The organism is Saccharothrix isguenensis, from assembly GCF_052936305.1.
Map to the genome: position 1 here is coordinate 7,416,094 of NZ_CP193626.1, position 16,373 is coordinate 7,432,466.

The window sequence follows — 16,373 nt, forward strand, 5'->3', positions numbered from 1 at the left end:
TCAGCCGCGGATCGTCAGCCCGACCTTCTGGAACTCCTTCAGGTCCGAGTAGCCGGTCTTCGCCATCGCGCGGCGCAGCGACCCGAACAGGTTCGTCACACCACGCGGGTCCACGGACGGCCCGAACAGCAGCTCGCGCAGGTCCACCACCTGGTCCACACCGGTGGACACGTGGCTGCGCGGCACCGACGGGTGCGCCGACGCGGCGGTCCAGTACAGGCCCTGACCGGGTGCCTCGGAGGCCGACGCCAACGGCTCGCCCAGCATCACCGCGTCCGCGCCGCACGCGATCGACTTCGCGATGTCACCGCTGGTCAGCACACCACCGTCGGCGATCACGTGGACGTACCGGCCACCGGTCTCGTCCAGGTAGTCCCGACGCGCGGCGGCGGCGTCCGCGATGGCCGTGGCCATCGGCACACCGATGCCGAGGACGGAGTCCGTCGTGGTGACGCCCGGCGTGTAGCCGTAGCCGACGACCACGCCCGCCGCGCCCGTGCGCATCAGGTGCATCGCGGTCCGGTAGTCGCCGACGCCACCCGCGATCACCGGGATTTCCAGGTCGGCGATGAACGACTTCAGGTTCAGCGGCTCGCCGTCGCGGGACACGTGCTCGGCCGAGATGATCGTGCCCTGCACGACCAGGATCTCGACGCCCGCCGCCAGCAGGTCCGGCGTCAGCTCGGCCGCGCGCTGCGGGCTGACCCGCACCGCGACCGTCACGCCCGACTCGCGCACCTGCTTGATCGCCTCGGCGATCAGGTCCATCCGGACCGGCGCCGAGTGCAGCTCCTGGAGCACCTTCACCGGCGCGGCCGGGTCGTCGGTGTCCTCCACCGCCTGCACCAGCCGGAACAGCGCCTCTTCCACGTCACCGTGCCGGGCCCACAGGCCCTCCGCGTTGAGCACGCCCAAGCCACCCAGCTCGCCGATCGCGACGGCCGTGCCCGGCGACACGATCGCGTCCGTCGGGTGGGTGATCAGCGGGATCTCGAACCGGTAGGCGTCGATCTGCCACGCGGTGGACACGTCCTTGGAGGAGCGGGTCCTCCGGGACGGGATGATTTCGAGGTCGTCCAGCTCGTAGGCCCGCCTCGCGGTCCGGCCCATGCCGATCTCGACCAGATCGCGCACCTTCGTCGTCCTTCCGTGGAGCCAGCGGAACTTGGGAACCCTAGCTCACGCGGGTGATGTTCAGCGGGTCGTGTAGTTCGGGGCTTCGACGGTCATCGTGATGTCGTGCGGGTGGCTCTCCTTCAACCCGGCCGCCGTGATCCGCACCAGCTGCTTCTGCTGGAGGTCGGCGATCGTCTTCGAGCCGGTGTACCCCATGGCCATCCGCAGACCGCCCACCAACTGGTACGCCACCTGCGACAACGGCCCGCGGAACGGCGTGCGGCCCTCGATGCCCTCGGGCACCAGCTTGTCCTCGGACAGCACGTCGTCCTGGAAGTAGCGGTCCCGGGAGAACGACTTGCTGTTGTCGCCACGGCCGCGCAGGGCCGCCAGCGACCCCATGCCGCGGTAGGTCTTGAACTGCTTCCCGTTGACGAGGATCACCTCGCCCGGCGCCTCCGCGGTGCCCGCGAGCAGGCTGCCGAGCATGACCACGCTCGCGCCGGCCGCGATGGCCTTCGCGATGTCACCGGAGAACTGGATGCCGCCGTCGCCGATCACCGGGACGCCCGCGGGCCCGCACGCCAGGTTCGCCTCGTAGATCGCGCTGATCTGCGGCACGCCGACACCCGCGACGACGCGCGTGGTGCAGATCGAGCCGGGCCCGACACCGACCTTCACGCCGTCCGCGCCCGCGTCCACCAGCGCCTGGGCGCCGCCGCGGGTGGCGACGTTGCCGCCGACCACGTCGACCTCGTCGCCGAGTTCCTTCTTCACCCTGGCGACCATCTCCAGCACGTAGCGCTGGTGGCCGTGCGCGGTGTCGACCATGATCACGTCGATGCCCGCCTCGGCCAGGCCCATGGCTCGGGTGAAGCTGTCGTCCCCGGTGCCGATCGCGGCCGCGCACAGCAGCCGGCCGTCCGGGTCCTTCGAGGCGTTCGGGTACTGCTCGGTCTTGACGAAGTCCTTGACCGTGATCAGGCCGCGCAGCTTGCCGTCGCCGTCCACGATCGGCAGCTTCTCGACCTTGTGCCGGCGCAGCAGGCCCAGCGCGGCCTCGGCGGACACGCCGACCTGGGCCGTGACCAGCGGACCCTTCGTCATCACCTCGCTGACCTTGCGCGAGTGGTCCACCTCGAAGCGCATGTCGCGGTTGGTGATGATGCCGACGAGCTTGCCGTTCGGGTCGGTCACCGGCACGCCGGAGATCCGGTACCGGGCGCACAGGTCGTCCACGTGCTTGATCGTGTCTTCCGGGGTGCAGGTGACCGGGTCGGTCACCATGCCCGCCTCGGACCGCTTCACCGTCTCGACCTGGCGGGCCTGGTCCTCGATCGACAGGTTGCGGTGCAGCACCCCGATACCGCCCTGGCGGGCCATCGCGATGGCCATCCGGGCCTCGGTCACCGTGTCCATCGCGGCGGACGCCAGCGGGATGCCCAGGCTGACGTTGCGCGACAGCCTGGTCCTGGTCTCCACGCCGCTCGGGATCACCTCCGACTCGGCGGGCAGCAGCAGTACGTCGTCGAAGGTCAGTCCCAGCATGGCGAACTTGGGCGGGACTCCGTCAGCGTTGAGCTCGCTGGTCATGGCGGCTGGCTTGCCTTCCGTCGTGCGGTGATCCCGCCGCCGCGGATCTGGGGTTTCCACAGGCGGGATGGGTTCAGGTCATGGTATCTGGACGCGGACGGGGGTCCGCCCGGTACCGTGCGGGGTCGTGCCGCACGACGCGTTGCCACCAGACCCGTTCGCGGGCGACCCGGAAGACCCGGCCCGGGTCCTCGGGGAGCCCGACCACGACCACGACCAGTCGCCGATGGACGACGCCGAGCGGGCCGAGCTGATCGGCGACCTCAGCGACCTCGCCGTGTACCAGGCGCTGCTCGAACCCCGTGGTGTCAGGGGAATCGTGGTGGACTGCGGCGAGTGCGAGGAGCCGCACTACCACGACTGGGCGCTGCTGCGGTCGAGCCTGGAGCAGCTGCTGGCCGACGGCCGGATGCGCCCGCACGAGCCCGCGTACGACCCGGACCCGACGTCCTACGTCAGCTGGGAGTACTGCCGCGGCTACGCCGACGGCGTCACCGCCACCGAGAGCGCCCGCTGAAGATGTGACGAAGCCCGCCCCCCGTGCGAGGGGCGGGCTTCGTCACGTCTGCCGTCCGGCTAGTTCCCCGGAGCGGTCTGGACACCGTCGCCGGTGCCGGGGGTCACCTCGGAGGTCTCGCCCCGGGTCTGACCGCCCGGCGTCTCGACCGAGGTGGGCTGGGCGGTGGCCACCGTGGTCGGGACCGACTCGGTGGTGGTCACCGTCGGCACGGTCGTGAGGGCCGGCGGCGTGGTCGTGGACACCGTGACCGAGGTCGGCCCGGCCACCGACGTCGTCGGCTGCGACGGCGTGGTGGCCTTGCTGATCGTGGGCGGCGGGGCGGTCGGCGTCGGCGTGGTGCTGGTCAGCTCCTGCAACAGCGACTCGCGCTTCTGCGTCAGGTCGTCCTTGCCGTCGTCCGGTGAGACCGACGGCAGGCTCTGGCCCGCCTTCAGCAGCGCGTCGCGCGCCTCGCCGTACCGGCCGTCGCGCAGTGCGGCGCGGGCGGTGTCGAGATCGCCCTTGACCGCGACGGCGGCTTCGACCGAGCGGGCGTGCTCGGAGTAGAGGACCCTCGTCAGCCCCCAGAGCGTGTCGCCCGGCTGGGCGTCACGGGCCACCAGGCTCATCCCGGTGAACGCGATCGCCAGCACGGCGGCGGCACTCGCGATGGGGATCAGGAAGCGGTGCCGGACGCGGGGCTGGGTACGGGCGGCGGCGATCGTGGCCACCGCGGTGTCGGTGTCGACCAGCTCGCCCATGGGCGGGTCGTCGACCTCCTGGCGCCAGGCCAGGAGCAGTGCGTTCAGCTCGTCGCCGACGAGCGACTCCGGCTGCTCGCCGGCCCGGTCGCCCAACGCGTCGAGCAGCTCGTCGTCGGCCCTGATGCCCGCGAGGTCGTCGCCCGGCTCGATCGACGTGTCGTCGGCCGGGGTGTCATCAGACTGCGGCGGTCTCTCATCTCGTCCGCGCACGACGTCTCCATTGCCCTTCTCGTGCTGGTCGGCCACTCAGACCACCTCCTCCGCTGCCAACGTCTTGCGCAGGCGGGCCAGGGCGCGGTGTTGCGCCACCCTCACCGCACCCGGCGTGGAGCCGACCGCGTCGGCGGTCTCCTCGGCCGACAGGCCGACGACCACTCGGAGCAGCAGGATCTCCCGCTGCTTCTCCGGCAGGATCTTCAGGAGCACGGCCATCCGCTCCGACAGCTCGCCCTGCATGGCGCGCTGCTCGGGGCCCGCCTCCGTCTCCGGGGCGTCCGGAACCTCGGACACCGGTTCGGACCTGTTCCTGGCGGCGGAGCGGTGTGCGTCCGCGACCTTGTGCGCGGCGATGCCGTAGACGAACGCCAGGAACGGCCGACCCTGGTCTCGATAGCTGGGAAGGGCCGTCAGCACCGCGAGACACACCTCCTGGGCCACGTCGTCCGCCGAAGCGAAAGACCTCTCCTGCCTGCCGACTCGGGCGCGGCAGTACCGCACCACGAGGGGTCGGATGGATGCCAGGAGCCGTTCGATCGCGTGGCGGTCGCCATCGACGGCTGCGCCCACTTCGGCGTCCAGTCCGTCCCCCAAGTTGGTCATCGCAGACAACTGCCCTGGTGTTACGCGTAGGCGTACGACATAGAACAGCACGGGACGATCGACGTCGCCCGTACCGGTGATGCTTACCGTACCGGTCGCGTGACCGGAAGCACGGCAACGGGGTCCTGAAGGGGTCTTTGGACCTAGGCCGACCAGGCGACACACTCCCAGGACGCGAACCGGCCCGGCGACGGTGACGTCGCCGGGCCGACCCGGGAAGGAAGGAGTGCCGGTGTGACCCGCCTTACGGGCCCCGCTGATCCTCGCAGGCCCTACTACGACACGAGGCCACGGCGGAAGCCGTGCGCCACGGCCTGCGCCCGGTCCCGCACGCCGAGCTTGCGGAACAGGCGCCGGGCGTGCGTCTTGACCGTGTCCTCCGACAGGTAGAGCTCGCGCCCGATCTGCCCGTTGCTCTTGCCCTGGCTCATCCCGCGCAACACCTGGAGCTCGCGCTCGGTGAGCTGGACGCCGGGGTCCGATGGTTGCCGCGGCGCGGGCACGCTGGTGCTCGCCAGCGTGTGCGCCAACGCGGCCACCAGCTCGGGACGCGAGGCGTCCCAGCGGAGGTAGCCGCGGGCGCCGCCGGCGATCGCCGCGGCAATGCTGCCCGCGTCGTCCGGCGCGCCGAAGACGATGACGTTTGCCTGCGGGTTGGCCGAGACGAGTCGTCGGGTCGCTTCGACCCCGGTCGGGACGGCGCGCTGGGTGCCAACCAGTACGACGTCGACCGGCTGCCGAGAGAACCGAGCCAACAACTCGTCACCGTGCGCTACGCAGTCGATGCGGCTAACCCCTGGGACAGCCGACATCACGCGGGTGAGACCCTCCCGCACACTGCGCCGGTCGTCGCAAATAAGGACCGTGGTCACGGGGACTCCTTCCTGCAGCCGAGTGACGTTCCACATCCCCTATCGGACGCTAGAGGCCGAACCTTGACACGATCCGGTGCTTAATCCGTCAAGAAGTTCGTCTCAGCGTCTGCGTTCGGGGGTTCCCCGGAACGGAGCAGCGCAGTCGGGATCCACGGCGAGCGGGCGGCGAGGCGGCGACCGAGGGGGTCGGCTCTGCGCAACACGCAGCTCAGAGCGTTTTTGGCGCTCTCCTTCACGTTTTGGCTTCCCGCAATACTGCGGTCAGCCTCGACGTTTGCCAGGACGAGCGCCGTCGGCCAGGTCAACGAGAAAAGGCCGCTCCGGTATGTGTGATTTAGATCACAGTACAGCAGGTCCATGCCCCGACTGACGCTTTCGGGGGTCCCCCACACCACGAGTGCGGTCCCCAGGACGAGGTCGGACTTGAGGATGTGTCGCGTCGCGCCGGCTTCCCGGGCGGTCGCAGCGGCGACCTCGGCCGGCCGCACCGCCCGCTCGGCGTGGCCACCGGCCAACGCGATCTCGGCCGCCAGCCACTGGTGCCGCACCCGGCTGCGCCAGCCGCGCGGCTCGACCCTCGCGTGCAGCCGCCGGGCCTCCGCCAGCCGACCCGCCCCCACCGCGTCCGCCGCCAACCCCAACAGCGCATCGACCCGAGCCCCCTCCAGATCGACGTCGTCCCCATCCCCGCCCCCTCCACCTCCCCCTTCAGCGGCGACCACCATCGCCAGCGCCCGCCCATCGAGCGCCCGCGCCGCCGCGTGCCCACCCAACTGCCGCCGGTGCGAGGCCAACGTCGAAGCCGCCAACGACCCGAACAACCCCCCGCCCCGCATCAGCTCACCCAGCACCCCGGCCGCCGCCGCGTAGTGCCCCTGGCCACCCAGCGCCACCGCCGCCAGCCACCGCTCCTCCACCCCACCGCTCAACGCCCCCCAGACCTCGGCCTCCGGCCGATCCCCGAACGCCACCCGCCGCACCCCACCCACCACAACCTCCACCCCCGCGAGTCCTACCTCCAGAACCCCCGAGTTCACCACTCAGGCACCCCGAACCGACCACTCAAGCACCGCGAACCCACCGCTCAGACACCCCGAGCCGACCACTCAAGCACGCGAGTCCGCCGGCCAGGCACCTGAGCCGACCGCACTGTGAAGGGAAGGGGGCGGCTAGCAGACGGCGCGTTCCACGGCGTCCGCCGCCGACGCCAGGTCATTGATCCGCTCCGCAGGCTGCGGCACGACGCCGCGTTCCCAGCCGGGGCCGCCCGCGAAGATGCGAACCTGCTGCCGGGTCCTCGGCAACGCCGCCACGACACCCGGATCGGCGTAGCGCGGCAACTGCGCCCACAGGACCACCGCGGCCGGTGCCGTACGGCGTACCGCGACGGCCAGGGCGTCCGCCGGCACCGCCGCACCCAACTGCCGGGCGCCGATCCCGCGCTGCGCCAGCACCGCCGCCAACGGGTACAGCGGCAGGTTGTGCCGCTCGTCCGGCATGCACGCCAGCAGCACGGGCCGGTGGTTGCGCGGGCTCGTCACGATCGGCGTCGCGCGCAGCACGGCGGCCAGCACGCACTCCTCCACCAGATGCGACACCTCGACGCCCGCGCCCGACTGGTCCCACCTCGCCGCGAGCGCGGACATCACCGGCCGGACCACCTCGTCCCACGTCGTCACCACGCCGTCGGCCTCGATCGCGTCCCCCAACAACGTCTGCACCGCCGCCGAGTCCATCGCCAACGCCGCACGCCCCACCCCGCGCGCCCGCCGGTTCGCCGCCTGCAACCTGAGGCCACGGCCACCGGCCGACGCGGACGCCCCGTCGAGCTCACCGCCGGTCAGCAACGCCGGCCCGGCCACCCGCGCCGGCCGCACGGGGCTCGACAGGGCGTACTTCGCGGCCTCGGCGGACGACGCCCCGCGCAGCAGCGCCCGCTGCATCAGCTCAAGGCGCGCTACGTCGAGTGGCGCGTATTTCCTGTGTCGCCCGGTCGTGTGATCGCTGGGTCCGAGGCCGTACCGGCGGTCCCAGGTGCGGAGAGTGGCCGGCGCGACCCCCAACCGGCGTGCCACGGCGGCCACCGAGAGGGTCACCGAATGCGCCGGATCATCTTCTGCCGCAACGGTTTCCGGCTCGCCGTCCGGCACGGTCCCGGTGTGGTCGGGGGGCGTCATCACGCTGACATCGTCCGTTCACTTGACGTCACCGGCAACTCCGGGACGGGCACCGGCCGCACACCCATCGAATGAATTGCCGGGAAATGCCCCCGCACCCCCTTGAACAAGTATTGGCGCGGTTCTACGGTGGATCATCGTTAAGCCGAATGGAGCAGTTCACGTCCATGGGCCAAGGAGGCGGTCTCGATGGCGGACACCCGAAGGCTTCCCGGTCCCAACGCGGATCTGTGGGACTGGCAGATGCGCGGCTCGTGCCGCGGGATGGACAGCGCGTTCTTCTTCCACCCGGACGGGGAGCGCGGACCGGCACGGGCACGGCGGGAGGCACGGGCGAAGGCCGTGTGCCTGTCGTGCCCGGTGCTGGAGATGTGTCGGCGGCACGCCTTGGCGGTGCAGGAGCCCTACGGGATCTGGGGCGGCCTCTCGGAGTCCGAGCGGGACAGCATCATCAAGGCGCGCAAGCGGCAGTTGACGCCCGCTTGACCAACACCAGGCGGACCGAGCGCGAGCAGCCGAACGTGCGGGAGGGGCGACACCTCGCGGTGCCGCCCCTCCTGTGCGCGCTGAAAGCCTGGGTCAGTGGCCGTGACCGTGACCGTGGCCGTTGCCGCCCGAGTTGTCCTCTTCCTTCTTCTCCACGATGGCGCTCTCCGTGGTGAGCACCATGCGGGCGATGGAAGCGGCGTTCGTGACCGCGGAACGGGTGACCTTCACCGGGTCGATGATCCCGGCTTCGAGCAGGTCACCGTAGACGAGCGTGGCGGCGTTGAGGCCGAAGCCCCACTCCTGCTCGCGCACCTTGTTCACCACGACGGCGCCTTCGAGGCCCGCGTTCGCGGCGATCCAGAACAGCGCCGAGCCCAGGGCCTCGCGGACGATCGCGACACCGGTCGCCTCGTCACCGGACAGGCCGAGGCCGTCGTCGAGCACCTTGGCCGCGTGCACCAGCGCCGAACCGCCGCCGGGCACGATGCCCTCTTCCACCGCTGCCTTGGTCGCGGCCACCGCGTCTTCGATGCGGTGCTTGCGCTCCTTCAGCTCGGTCTCGGTGGCCGCGCCGACCTTGATCACCGCGATGCCGCCGGACAGCTTGGCCAGCCGCTCCTGCAGCTTCTCGCGGTCCCAGTCGGAGTCGGTGGCCTCGATCTCGCGGCGCAGCTGCTCCGCGCGACCGGCCACGTCCGCCTTCGCGCCGCCGCCGTCGACGATGGTCGTGTTGTCCTTCGACACCACGACCCGCCGGGCGGAACCGAGCACGTCCAGGTTGGACTCGGACAGCTTGAGGCCGACCTCGGCCGCGATGACCTGGGCGCCGGTGACGACCGCGAGGTCGTCCAGGAACGCCTTGCGGCGGTCGCCGAAGTACGGTGCCTTGACCGCGACGACGCGCAGCGTCTTGCGCAGGGCGTTGACGACCAGGGTCGACAGCGCCTCACCCTCGACGTCCTCGGCGATGATGACCAGCGGCTTGCCGCTCTCGGCCACCTTCTCCAGGATCGGCAGCAGGTCGGCCAGCGCCGAGATCTTCTCCCGGTGCAGCAGGATGCGGGCGTCCTCGAACACCGTCTCCTGGGCTTCGAGGTCGGTCGCGAAGTGCGCCGACACGTAGCCCTTGTCGAACTGCACGCCCTCGGTGATCTGGAGCTCGGTGGCCATCGAGGAGGACTCCTCGACGGTGATCACACCGTCCTCGCCGACCTTCTCGATGGCTTCGCCGAGCAGGGCGCCGATGGACTCGTCGCGGGACGAGACGGTGCCGACCTGGGCGATGTTGTCGCGGCCCTTGACCGGGGTGGCCTTGGCCTTGAGTGCGTCCACGACGGCCTCGGCGGCGGCCTGGATGCCGACACCGAGGGACATCGGGTTCGCACCCGCGGCGACGTTGCGCAGGCCCACCCGGACCATGGCCTGGGCCAGGACGGTCGCGGTGGTGGTGCCGTCGCCGGCCACGTCGTTGGTCTTGGTCGCGACGCTCTTGGCGAGCTGCGCGCCCAGGTTCTCGAACGCGTCTTCCAGCTCGATCTCACGGGCGATGGTCACACCGTCGTTGGTGACGGTCGGCCCACCGAACTTCTTGTCGAGCACGACGTGCCTGCCGCGCGGACCGAGGGTCACCTTGACCGTGTCCGCCAGCTTGTTCACGCCGCGCTCAAGGGCCCGACGAGCGTCCTCGTCGAAGCTGATCTGCTTGGGCATTGCTTAGCCTCTCTTGATGCGAAACGCCCCGGGAAGCCCCGGTGATGGGGTTCGCCGGGGCGCCTTGCGTGTCAGCCGATCGTCAGTTGATGACGGCCAGCACGTCGCGGGCGGAGAGGATGAGGTACTCCTCGCCGTTGTACTTGACCTCGGTGCCGCCGTACTTGGAGTAGATGACGACGTCGCCGACAGCCACGTCCACCGGGACGCGGTTGCCCTTGTCGTCGATCCGGCCGGGGCCCACCGCGATGACCTTGCCCTCCTGGGGCTTCTCCTTCGCGGTGTCCGGGATCACGAGGCCGGAAGCGGTCGTGGTCTCGGCCTCACTGGCCTGGACGACGATCTTGTCCTCGAGCGGCTTGATGTTCACGCTCACCGGGCTGACCTCCACGGTCGTCGAAAGCGTTGGCAGGTTTACGGCTCCTGCCACCCCGCCGTCGCGGGGGTCGGGGCGGTTGCTGGTGCCGTGCATCTAGCACTCTACCCACGCGAGTGCCAACGCTTCAACGAGCCCCCGTCACTCCTTCCGGGCACCTGGTCCGCGACGCCCGCCACGTCGGCGTGGAACGGTGCGCCCGCCCGCCCGCCGAGCACGTCACGGGCCTGCACGCCGATCGGGAACAGCTCGCTGGGGCGCACCCGGTCCAGCATCACGTCCGGCCGCGTCGGGGGGCGGTTGCCCCTCGTCGGACTGCGGAGTGCTGGATGCCCTGAGTAATACCTGCGTTCACCCGATCGCCACCCTGTTCGGTCACGGTGAGCGCATGACGGTGACCCGACGTTCCCTGCTCATCGGCGGCGTGGCCCTCGCGACCGCAGCCACCGCGGGTGCGGGCTTCCCCAAGCTCGCCGACCCCTTCACGCTGGGTGTCGCCTCCGGCGACCCCCTTCCCGACAGCGTCGTGCTGTGGACGCGCCTCGCGCCGCAGCCGCTCGCGGAGGACGGCCTCGGCGGCATGCCCGACCGGGTGATCCCGGTGCACTGGGAGCTGGCCGAGGACGAGCGCTTCCAGCACGTGGTGCGGCGGGGCGTGCAGCCCGCGAAGCCGCAGTCCGGGCACAGCGTGCACGTCGAGCCGTTCGGCCTGCGGCCCGGACGCGAGTACTTCTACCGGTTCCAGGTGGACGGCCACGTGTCCCCCGTCGGCCGCACCCGGACCGCGCCCGACCCGTGGGTGCTCGGGCAGGACCTGACCATGTGCTTCGCGTCGTGCGCGCACTACGGCGAGGGCTACTTCACGGCGTACCGGCGGCTGGCCGAAGATCACCCGGACGTGGTCCTGCACCTGGGCGACTACCAGTACGAGTACGCGGCCAAGGCGGCGGACGTGCGGAAGGTGGTCGGGCCGGAGACCCGGACGTTGGCCGACTACCGGCTCCGGCACGCCCAGTACAAGACGGACGCCGACCTCCAGCTCGCGCACGCGGTCGCGCCCTGGGTCGTCGTGTGGGACGACCACGAGATCGAGAACAACTGGGCCGACGACGTGCCCGAGCAGCCCGACCCGAACTTCGCGGCGCGGCGCGAGGCGGCGTTCAAGGCGTACTACGAGAACATGCCGCTGCGTCGGGGCGCGCGGCCCAACGGCGTCGACCTCCAGCTCTACCGGCGGCTCGGCTGGGGCGGGCTGGTCAACTTCCACATGCTCGACACCCGGCAGTACCGGGACGACCAGGTGTGCGGCGACGGGTGGAAGACCTGCGCGGACGCCGCCCTGCCCGGCCGTTCGATCACCGGCGCGGCGCAGGAGGAGTGGCTGCTGGACGGGTTCCGCCAGTCCCGCGCGCGCTGGGACGTGCTGGGTCAGCAGGTGTTCTTCGCCGAGCGCGACCGCAAGGACGGGCCGGAGAAGGAGGTCTCGATGGACGCGTGGGACGGCTACCTCGCATCCCGCGACCGGGTGACGCGCGGGTGGGTCGACGCGGGTGTGCGCAACGCCGTCGTCCTGACCGGTGACGTGCACGCGCACTACGCGGCGGAGGTGAAGCTGGACTGGAACGACCCGGCGTCCCCGACCGTGGGCACCGAGCTGGTGTGCTCGTCGGTGACGTCCGGCGGGAACGGCAACGACACGGTCGACCAGGTCCAGCTGCGGAACAACCCGCACATCAAGCTGCACAGCCGGCGGCGCGGGTACGTGCGGACGAAGTTCACCGCGCAGGAGATGCGGGCGGACTTCCGCACGCTGCCGTACGTGCGCACGGCCGGGGCCGAGGCCACGACCCTGAGGTCGTTCGTGGTCGAGGACCGCAACCCCGGCCTGAACCCGGTGTGACCGGCAGCCCGTGTGATCAGCAGCCCGGTGTGACCGGGGTGCTCAGCCGCGGATGACGTCGATCAGGGCGGTCCAGCTGTCCTTGCCGCGCCCCGCCTCGGTGGCGCGGTCGTAGAGGGCCTGGACCGCCCCGGGCAGCGCGGTGTCGAGCCCGGCGGTCTCGCTCGCGCCGACGACGTGCGCCGCGGTGGCGCCCATCATGGTCACGTTCGCCAGGTCGCCGGGGTGCCGGTCGGAGTCGACGTGCCGGACCGTCTCGTCCACGTACATCGACAGCGAGGAGAGCACGTCGGTCAGGTAGGGCGCGTACCGCTCGGCCGTGAGGCCCGTCGACTTGACCAGCGCGATGGCGTGCAGCATCCCGGCCAGGGACGTGAGGAAGACGTCCAGCTGCGCCTGGTAGAGCAGCTGCGCCAGGGTGTGCTCCGCGCCCATGTAGTCGGGCCTGCCGATCACCGCGAGGGTGTCGGCGTGCCGGTCGAACACCTCGCGCGGACCGCTGTAGAAGACGTACGCGGAGTCGTCGCCGACCAGCGGCGCGGGCGCCATCACGCCGCCGACCAGCAGTTCCGCGCCCCGTCCGGCGAGCCAGGCGGCGGCCTCCAGGGTGGTGCCCGGGGTGTCGGAGCTGAGGTTGACGACCACCCGGCCGGCGAGGTCGGCGCCGTCGAGGACGTCGTACATGGCGGCGTAGTCGGTGAGGCTGAGGACGACCAGCCGGTTCGCGGCGACGGCTTCGGCGGCGGTGGCGGCGCGGGTGGCGCCCTGGGCCACGACGGCGTCGGCGCGGGCGGGGGTGCGGTTCCAGACCGTGGTCGGGTGCCCGGCGGCGAGGAACCGGGTGACCATGGCCTGACCCATCGGGCCGAGGCCGATCAACGTCAACGGGGTCTTGTCGGTCATGTGCTTCTTGCTCCTTCAGGTGATGTGCTGCCCACGGTGGCCGGAGGCGCGCACGGTCCGCTGGGGGTTCGCTGGGGGTGGCCCGGTTACGGTCCGGGGCGTGAGATTCGGGGTGTTGGGGCCGCTCGGGGTGTGGACGGCGGGCGGTGCGGCGGTCCGGGTGCCGGAGGTGAAGGTCCGGCTGCTGCTGGCGGACCTGCTCGCGCACGAGGGGCGGCCGGTGTCGGCGGACCGGCTGGCGTTCGACCTGTGGGGTGACGAGCCGCCCGGCAACCCCGTGAACACGCTCCAGACGAAGGTGTCGCAGCTGCGGCGGGCGTTGGAGGCGGCCGAGCCGGGTGGTCGTTCGCTGGTCGCGCACGGGCCGGCGGGGTACGTGATCCGGGTTGACCCGTCCACGTTGGACCTCCTGCGGTTCCGGGAGCTGGTGGCCGCCGGGCGGTCCGGCGAGGCGCTGGCCCTGTGGCGTGGCGAGCCGCTGGAGGAGCTCGCCGACGCGCCGTTCCTGGCTCCGGTGGTGGCGCGCTGGACGTCGGAACGGTTGGCAGCGCTGGAGGAATCCGCTCGGACGAGTGAGGTCGACCTGGCCGCTGAGGTGGCGCGGCACCCGTTGCGCGAACGCTTGCGCGGCTTGCACATGCGTGCCCTGTACCGGGCCGGCAGGCAGGTCGAGGCGTTGGAGAGCTACGCCGAGCTGCGGCGGCTGCTGGCCGAGGAGCAGGGGCTGGAGCCCGGTCCCGAGCTGGCCGCGCTGCACCAGGCGATGCTCAACCACGATCCGGTGCTCGGGGCACCCGCGACCGGGGCTCCGGCGCGGACGAACCTGCCCGTGCCGGTGAACGACCTGGTCGGCCGGGAGCGGGCCGTCGCGGACCTCTGCGAGCTGCCCGGTCCTGCCCGGCTGGTGACGCTCACCGGTCCGGGCGGGGTGGGCAAGACGAGCCTGGCGCTGGAGGTCGCGCGGCGGGTGTCGGTCGCCGACGGCGTGTGGCTGGTCGAGCTGGCGGGGGTCGGGCGGGCCGAGCAGGTGGTGAGCGCGGTGGCCGACGTGCTCGGCGTGCGCGAGGACGCGTCGGGGACGGCGCTGGTCGACGCGTTGCGCGGCCGTGAGGTGCTGCTGGTGCTGGACAACTGCGAGCGGTTGGTCGAGCCGGTCGCCGCGCTGGTGTCCCGGCTGCTGCGGGCGGCGCCGGGGCTGCGGGTGCTCACCACCAGCCAGGAACCGCTCGGCCTGTCGTTCGAGACGGTGTGGGCTGTCCCGCCGCTGGACGTTTCCGACGCCGTCGCGTTGTTCGCAGCGCGCGCTGCCGCCGCCGCTCCGGGCTTCACCGTGACGCCCGACAACGCGCCCGTGGTCGAGGCGATCTGCCGCCGGCTCGACGGGCTGCCGCTGGCGCTGGAGCTGGCCGCGACCCGTGTGCGGGGCCTGGGCGTGACCGCGCTGCTGGAGCGGCTGGACGACCGGTTCCGGCTGCTGGCCACCGGGCACCGGGACGCGCCGGCCCGGCAGCGCACCCTGCGCTCGATGATCGACTGGAGTTGGGACGTCCTCGGTGAGGCCGAGCGGATCGTGCTGCGGCGGCTGTCCGTGCACGTGGACGGGTGTGCGCCGGACTCCGCCGAAGCCGTGTGCGCGGGTGGCGGTGTGGCTCCCGGCGAGGTGCTGGACGTGCTGACCCGCCTCGTCGACCGGTCGCTGGTGGTGGCGCCGGAGCAGACGGGCGAGCCTCGGTTCCGGCTGCTGGAGTCGGTCGCCGACTACGGCCGGGAGCGGCTGCGCGCCGCCGGGGAGCACGAGGAGGTGCGGCGGCGGCACGCGGCGTTCTACCTGGCGTTGGCCGAACGGGCGGACCCGGAGTTGCGCGGGGCGCGGCAGCTGGCGTGGCTGGAGCGGTTGGACGCCGACACCGCGAACCTGCGTGCGGCGCATGACGCGCTGGACGCCGGTGACGCGGCGCGGCTGGTGGGCGCGCTGACCTGGTACTGGTTCCTGCGCGGGCGGCTGCGCGAAGGGCGTCGGCTCATGACGTCGCCCGATCCGGTGACGGTCGCGTGGCGGGCCGGGTTCGGGGTGCTGCTGGGTGAGGCGGCGGACCCGTCCGCGCCGGCCGGGACGGACTCGATCGCCGATCGGCTGGACCAGGCGCGGGCCCGGTGGTTCCTGGGGTACGTGCTGTCGACGGTCGGGGACATGCCGACCGGTCGGCGGCTCACCGACCAGGCGTTGGCGGCGTTCGAGTCGCTGGGCGACCCCTGGGGCGTGGCCGCCGCGCACAGCGATCGGGTGAGCCAGGCACTGGCTCGGGGGCGGGTGGACGAGGCCAGGGAGGCGGCCGAGCGGTGTGCCGCGTTGTTCACCTCATTGGGTGAACGTTGGGGGCAGCTGAAGGCGTCGTTCGGGTTGGGGGTGCTGGCGCAGCTGGCCGGTGACAACGTGCGGGCGGAGGCCGTGCACCGGGAGGGGTTGCGGGTGGCGGAGGAGCTGCGGTCGTGGCCCGAGGTGTCGTACAAGCTGTCGTGGCTGGGCCGGGTGGCGTTGACCGACGGCGCCTATGCGAAGGCCCGTGACCTGCATGAACGGGCTCGTCGGGTGGCGGCTGAGCACGGGTTCTCGCCGGGTGAGGTGTACGCGGAGACGGGGTTGGCGCTGGGCGCGCGGCAGGAGGGGCGGCTGGACGCGGCGGAGGCGCACTGGGACCGGCTGCGGTCGTGGCACCGGCAGGTCGGGTTCGAGGCGGGCGGGACGTTGGCGTTGGCGGAGCTGGGGTTCGTGGCCGAGTTGCGCGGTGACGCGGTGCGGGCGTTGGAGCTCCAGTCGGAGGGGTTGGCGCTGGCCCGGCAGGTGGGTGATCCGCGGGCGATCGCGTTGGCGTTGGAGGGGGTGGCGGGGGCGTTGGCGTTGGCGGGTGACGCCGAGGAGGCCGCGCGGTTGCTGGGTGCGGCGACGGCGGCGCGTGCGTCCGTGGGCGTGCCGCTGCCGGCCGGGGAGCGCGGTGACGTCGACCGGATCACGGCCGCGACCCGTGACGCGTTGGGGGCGGACGGGTTCGCGGCGGCGTTCGGCGCCGGCCTGCGTGAGGGCGTCGGCGTGCGGGTCCGTTCTGAGCGTTGAACTCACGCGTTCAGAACGGAGGACTCGCGGTGTCCGGGTG

General features: G+C 71.9%; 15 protein-coding genes. 4 read left to right on the forward strand and 11 right to left on the reverse strand.

Going from position 1 to position 16,373, the window contains the following annotated elements; all coding sequences use genetic code 11:
- Positions 1–1,134, reverse strand: a complete 1,134-nt coding sequence (locus ACRAKI_RS33340; protein WP_447004457.1) for a GuaB3 family IMP dehydrogenase-related protein — start codon at positions 1,132–1,134, stop codon at positions 1–3.
- A 60-nt stretch (positions 1,135–1,194) separates the two neighbouring features.
- Positions 1,195–2,709 carry an IMP dehydrogenase gene (gene guaB, locus ACRAKI_RS33345; RefSeq protein WP_447004458.1) on the reverse strand — a complete coding sequence of 505 codons (1,515 nt, stop codon included), beginning with the start codon at positions 2,707–2,709 and terminating at the stop codon, positions 1,195–1,197.
- A 67-nt stretch (positions 2,710–2,776) separates the two neighbouring features.
- Between guaB and ACRAKI_RS33350 the strand changes: the two genes are divergently transcribed.
- Positions 2,777–3,226 carry a DUF5319 domain-containing protein gene (locus tag ACRAKI_RS33350; protein WP_447004459.1) on the forward strand — a complete coding sequence of 150 codons (450 nt, stop codon included), beginning with the start codon at positions 2,777–2,779 and terminating at the stop codon, positions 3,224–3,226.
- A gap of 59 nt (positions 3,227–3,285) precedes the next feature.
- Here the strand turns inward: ACRAKI_RS33350 and ACRAKI_RS33355 are convergent, their stop codons facing one another.
- The 5 genes from ACRAKI_RS33355 to ACRAKI_RS33375 form a co-directional block, all read right to left on the reverse strand.
- A complete protein-coding gene (locus ACRAKI_RS33355) occupies positions 3,286–4,182 on the reverse strand; it encodes an anti-sigma-D factor RsdA (protein ID WP_447004460.1) in 897 nt (298 codons plus the stop codon).
- Between the two features lie 36 nt (positions 4,183–4,218).
- Positions 4,219–4,791, reverse strand: coding sequence for a sigma-70 family RNA polymerase sigma factor (locus ACRAKI_RS33360; RefSeq protein ID WP_447004461.1), 573 nt, complete (start codon positions 4,789–4,791; stop codon positions 4,219–4,221).
- Positions 4,792–5,066: 275 nt separating this feature from the next.
- Positions 5,067–5,663 carry a response regulator transcription factor gene (locus ACRAKI_RS33365; protein WP_015805222.1) on the reverse strand — a complete coding sequence of 199 codons (597 nt, stop codon included), beginning with the start codon at positions 5,661–5,663 and terminating at the stop codon, positions 5,067–5,069.
- A gap of 80 nt (positions 5,664–5,743) precedes the next feature.
- Complete coding sequence (locus ACRAKI_RS33370) at positions 5,744–6,667, reverse strand: hypothetical protein (RefSeq protein WP_447004462.1); 924 nt, start codon at positions 6,665–6,667, stop codon at positions 5,744–5,746.
- A gap of 168 nt (positions 6,668–6,835) precedes the next feature.
- On the reverse strand, positions 6,836–7,816 hold the full coding sequence (locus ACRAKI_RS33375) for a MerR family transcriptional regulator (protein WP_447008590.1): 981 nt from the start codon (positions 7,814–7,816) through the stop codon (positions 6,836–6,838).
- Positions 7,817–8,032: 216 nt separating this feature from the next.
- On the opposite strand from ACRAKI_RS33375, the gene ACRAKI_RS33380 reads away from it, so the two are divergent.
- Positions 8,033–8,329, forward strand: a complete 297-nt coding sequence (locus ACRAKI_RS33380; protein WP_033428626.1) for a WhiB family transcriptional regulator — start codon at positions 8,033–8,035, stop codon at positions 8,327–8,329.
- Between the two features lie 93 nt (positions 8,330–8,422).
- On the opposite strand, the gene groL is transcribed toward ACRAKI_RS33380, so the two are convergent.
- The 3 genes from groL to ACRAKI_RS33395 all read right to left on the reverse strand — a co-directional run bounded on the left by groL (position 8,423) and on the right by ACRAKI_RS33395 (position 10,681).
- Positions 8,423–10,042 (reverse strand): chaperonin GroEL, encoded by a 1,620-nt coding sequence (groL, locus tag ACRAKI_RS33385; protein WP_447004463.1) that lies wholly within the window; start codon positions 10,040–10,042, stop codon positions 8,423–8,425.
- Between the two features lie 82 nt (positions 10,043–10,124).
- Positions 10,125–10,418 (reverse strand): co-chaperone GroES, encoded by a 294-nt coding sequence (groES, locus tag ACRAKI_RS33390; RefSeq protein ID WP_015105192.1) that lies wholly within the window; start codon positions 10,416–10,418, stop codon positions 10,125–10,127.
- Positions 10,419–10,522: 104 nt separating this feature from the next.
- A complete protein-coding gene (locus ACRAKI_RS33395; protein WP_447004464.1) occupies positions 10,523–10,681 on the reverse strand; it encodes a hypothetical protein in 159 nt (52 codons plus the stop codon).
- A 125-nt stretch (positions 10,682–10,806) separates the two neighbouring features.
- Here ACRAKI_RS33395 and ACRAKI_RS33400 point away from each other — a divergent pair, with 125 nt between their 5' ends.
- A complete protein-coding gene (locus tag ACRAKI_RS33400) occupies positions 10,807–12,318 on the forward strand; it encodes an alkaline phosphatase D family protein (RefSeq protein ID WP_447004465.1) in 1,512 nt (503 codons plus the stop codon).
- A gap of 42 nt (positions 12,319–12,360) precedes the next feature.
- Here the strand turns inward: ACRAKI_RS33400 and ACRAKI_RS33405 are convergent, their stop codons facing one another.
- A complete protein-coding gene (locus ACRAKI_RS33405; protein ID WP_447004466.1) occupies positions 12,361–13,221 on the reverse strand; it encodes an NAD(P)-dependent oxidoreductase in 861 nt (286 codons plus the stop codon).
- Positions 13,222–13,321: 100 nt separating this feature from the next.
- Between ACRAKI_RS33405 and ACRAKI_RS33410 the strand changes: the two genes are divergently transcribed.
- Positions 13,322–16,333 carry a BTAD domain-containing putative transcriptional regulator gene (locus ACRAKI_RS33410; protein ID WP_447004467.1) on the forward strand — a complete coding sequence of 1,004 codons (3,012 nt, stop codon included), beginning with the start codon at positions 13,322–13,324 and terminating at the stop codon, positions 16,331–16,333.
- Positions 16,334–16,373: the final 40 nt, after the last annotated feature.

What these genes read in the sequence shown, in the direction of transcription:
- guaB (WP_447004458.1), bottom strand. Translation starts at nt 2,709, where the DNA reads ATGACCAGCGAGCTCAACGCTGACGGAGTCCCGCCCAAGTTCGCCATG.
- ACRAKI_RS33350 (WP_447004459.1), top strand. Translation starts at nt 2,777, where the DNA reads ATGGGTTCAGGTCATGGTATCTGGACGCGGACGGGGGTCCGCCCGGTA.
- ACRAKI_RS33360 (WP_447004461.1), bottom strand. Translation starts at nt 4,791, where the DNA reads ATGACCAACTTGGGGGACGGACTGGACGCCGAAGTGGGCGCAGCCGTC.
- ACRAKI_RS33380 (WP_033428626.1), top strand. Translation starts at nt 8,033, where the DNA reads ATGGCGGACACCCGAAGGCTTCCCGGTCCCAACGCGGATCTGTGGGAC.
- groL (WP_447004463.1), bottom strand. Translation starts at nt 10,042, where the DNA reads ATGCCCAAGCAGATCAGCTTCGACGAGGACGCTCGTCGGGCCCTTGAG.
- ACRAKI_RS33400 (WP_447004465.1), top strand. Translation starts at nt 10,807, where the DNA reads ATGACGGTGACCCGACGTTCCCTGCTCATCGGCGGCGTGGCCCTCGCG.
- ACRAKI_RS33405 (WP_447004466.1), bottom strand. Translation starts at nt 13,221, where the DNA reads ATGACCGACAAGACCCCGTTGACGTTGATCGGCCTCGGCCCGATGGGT.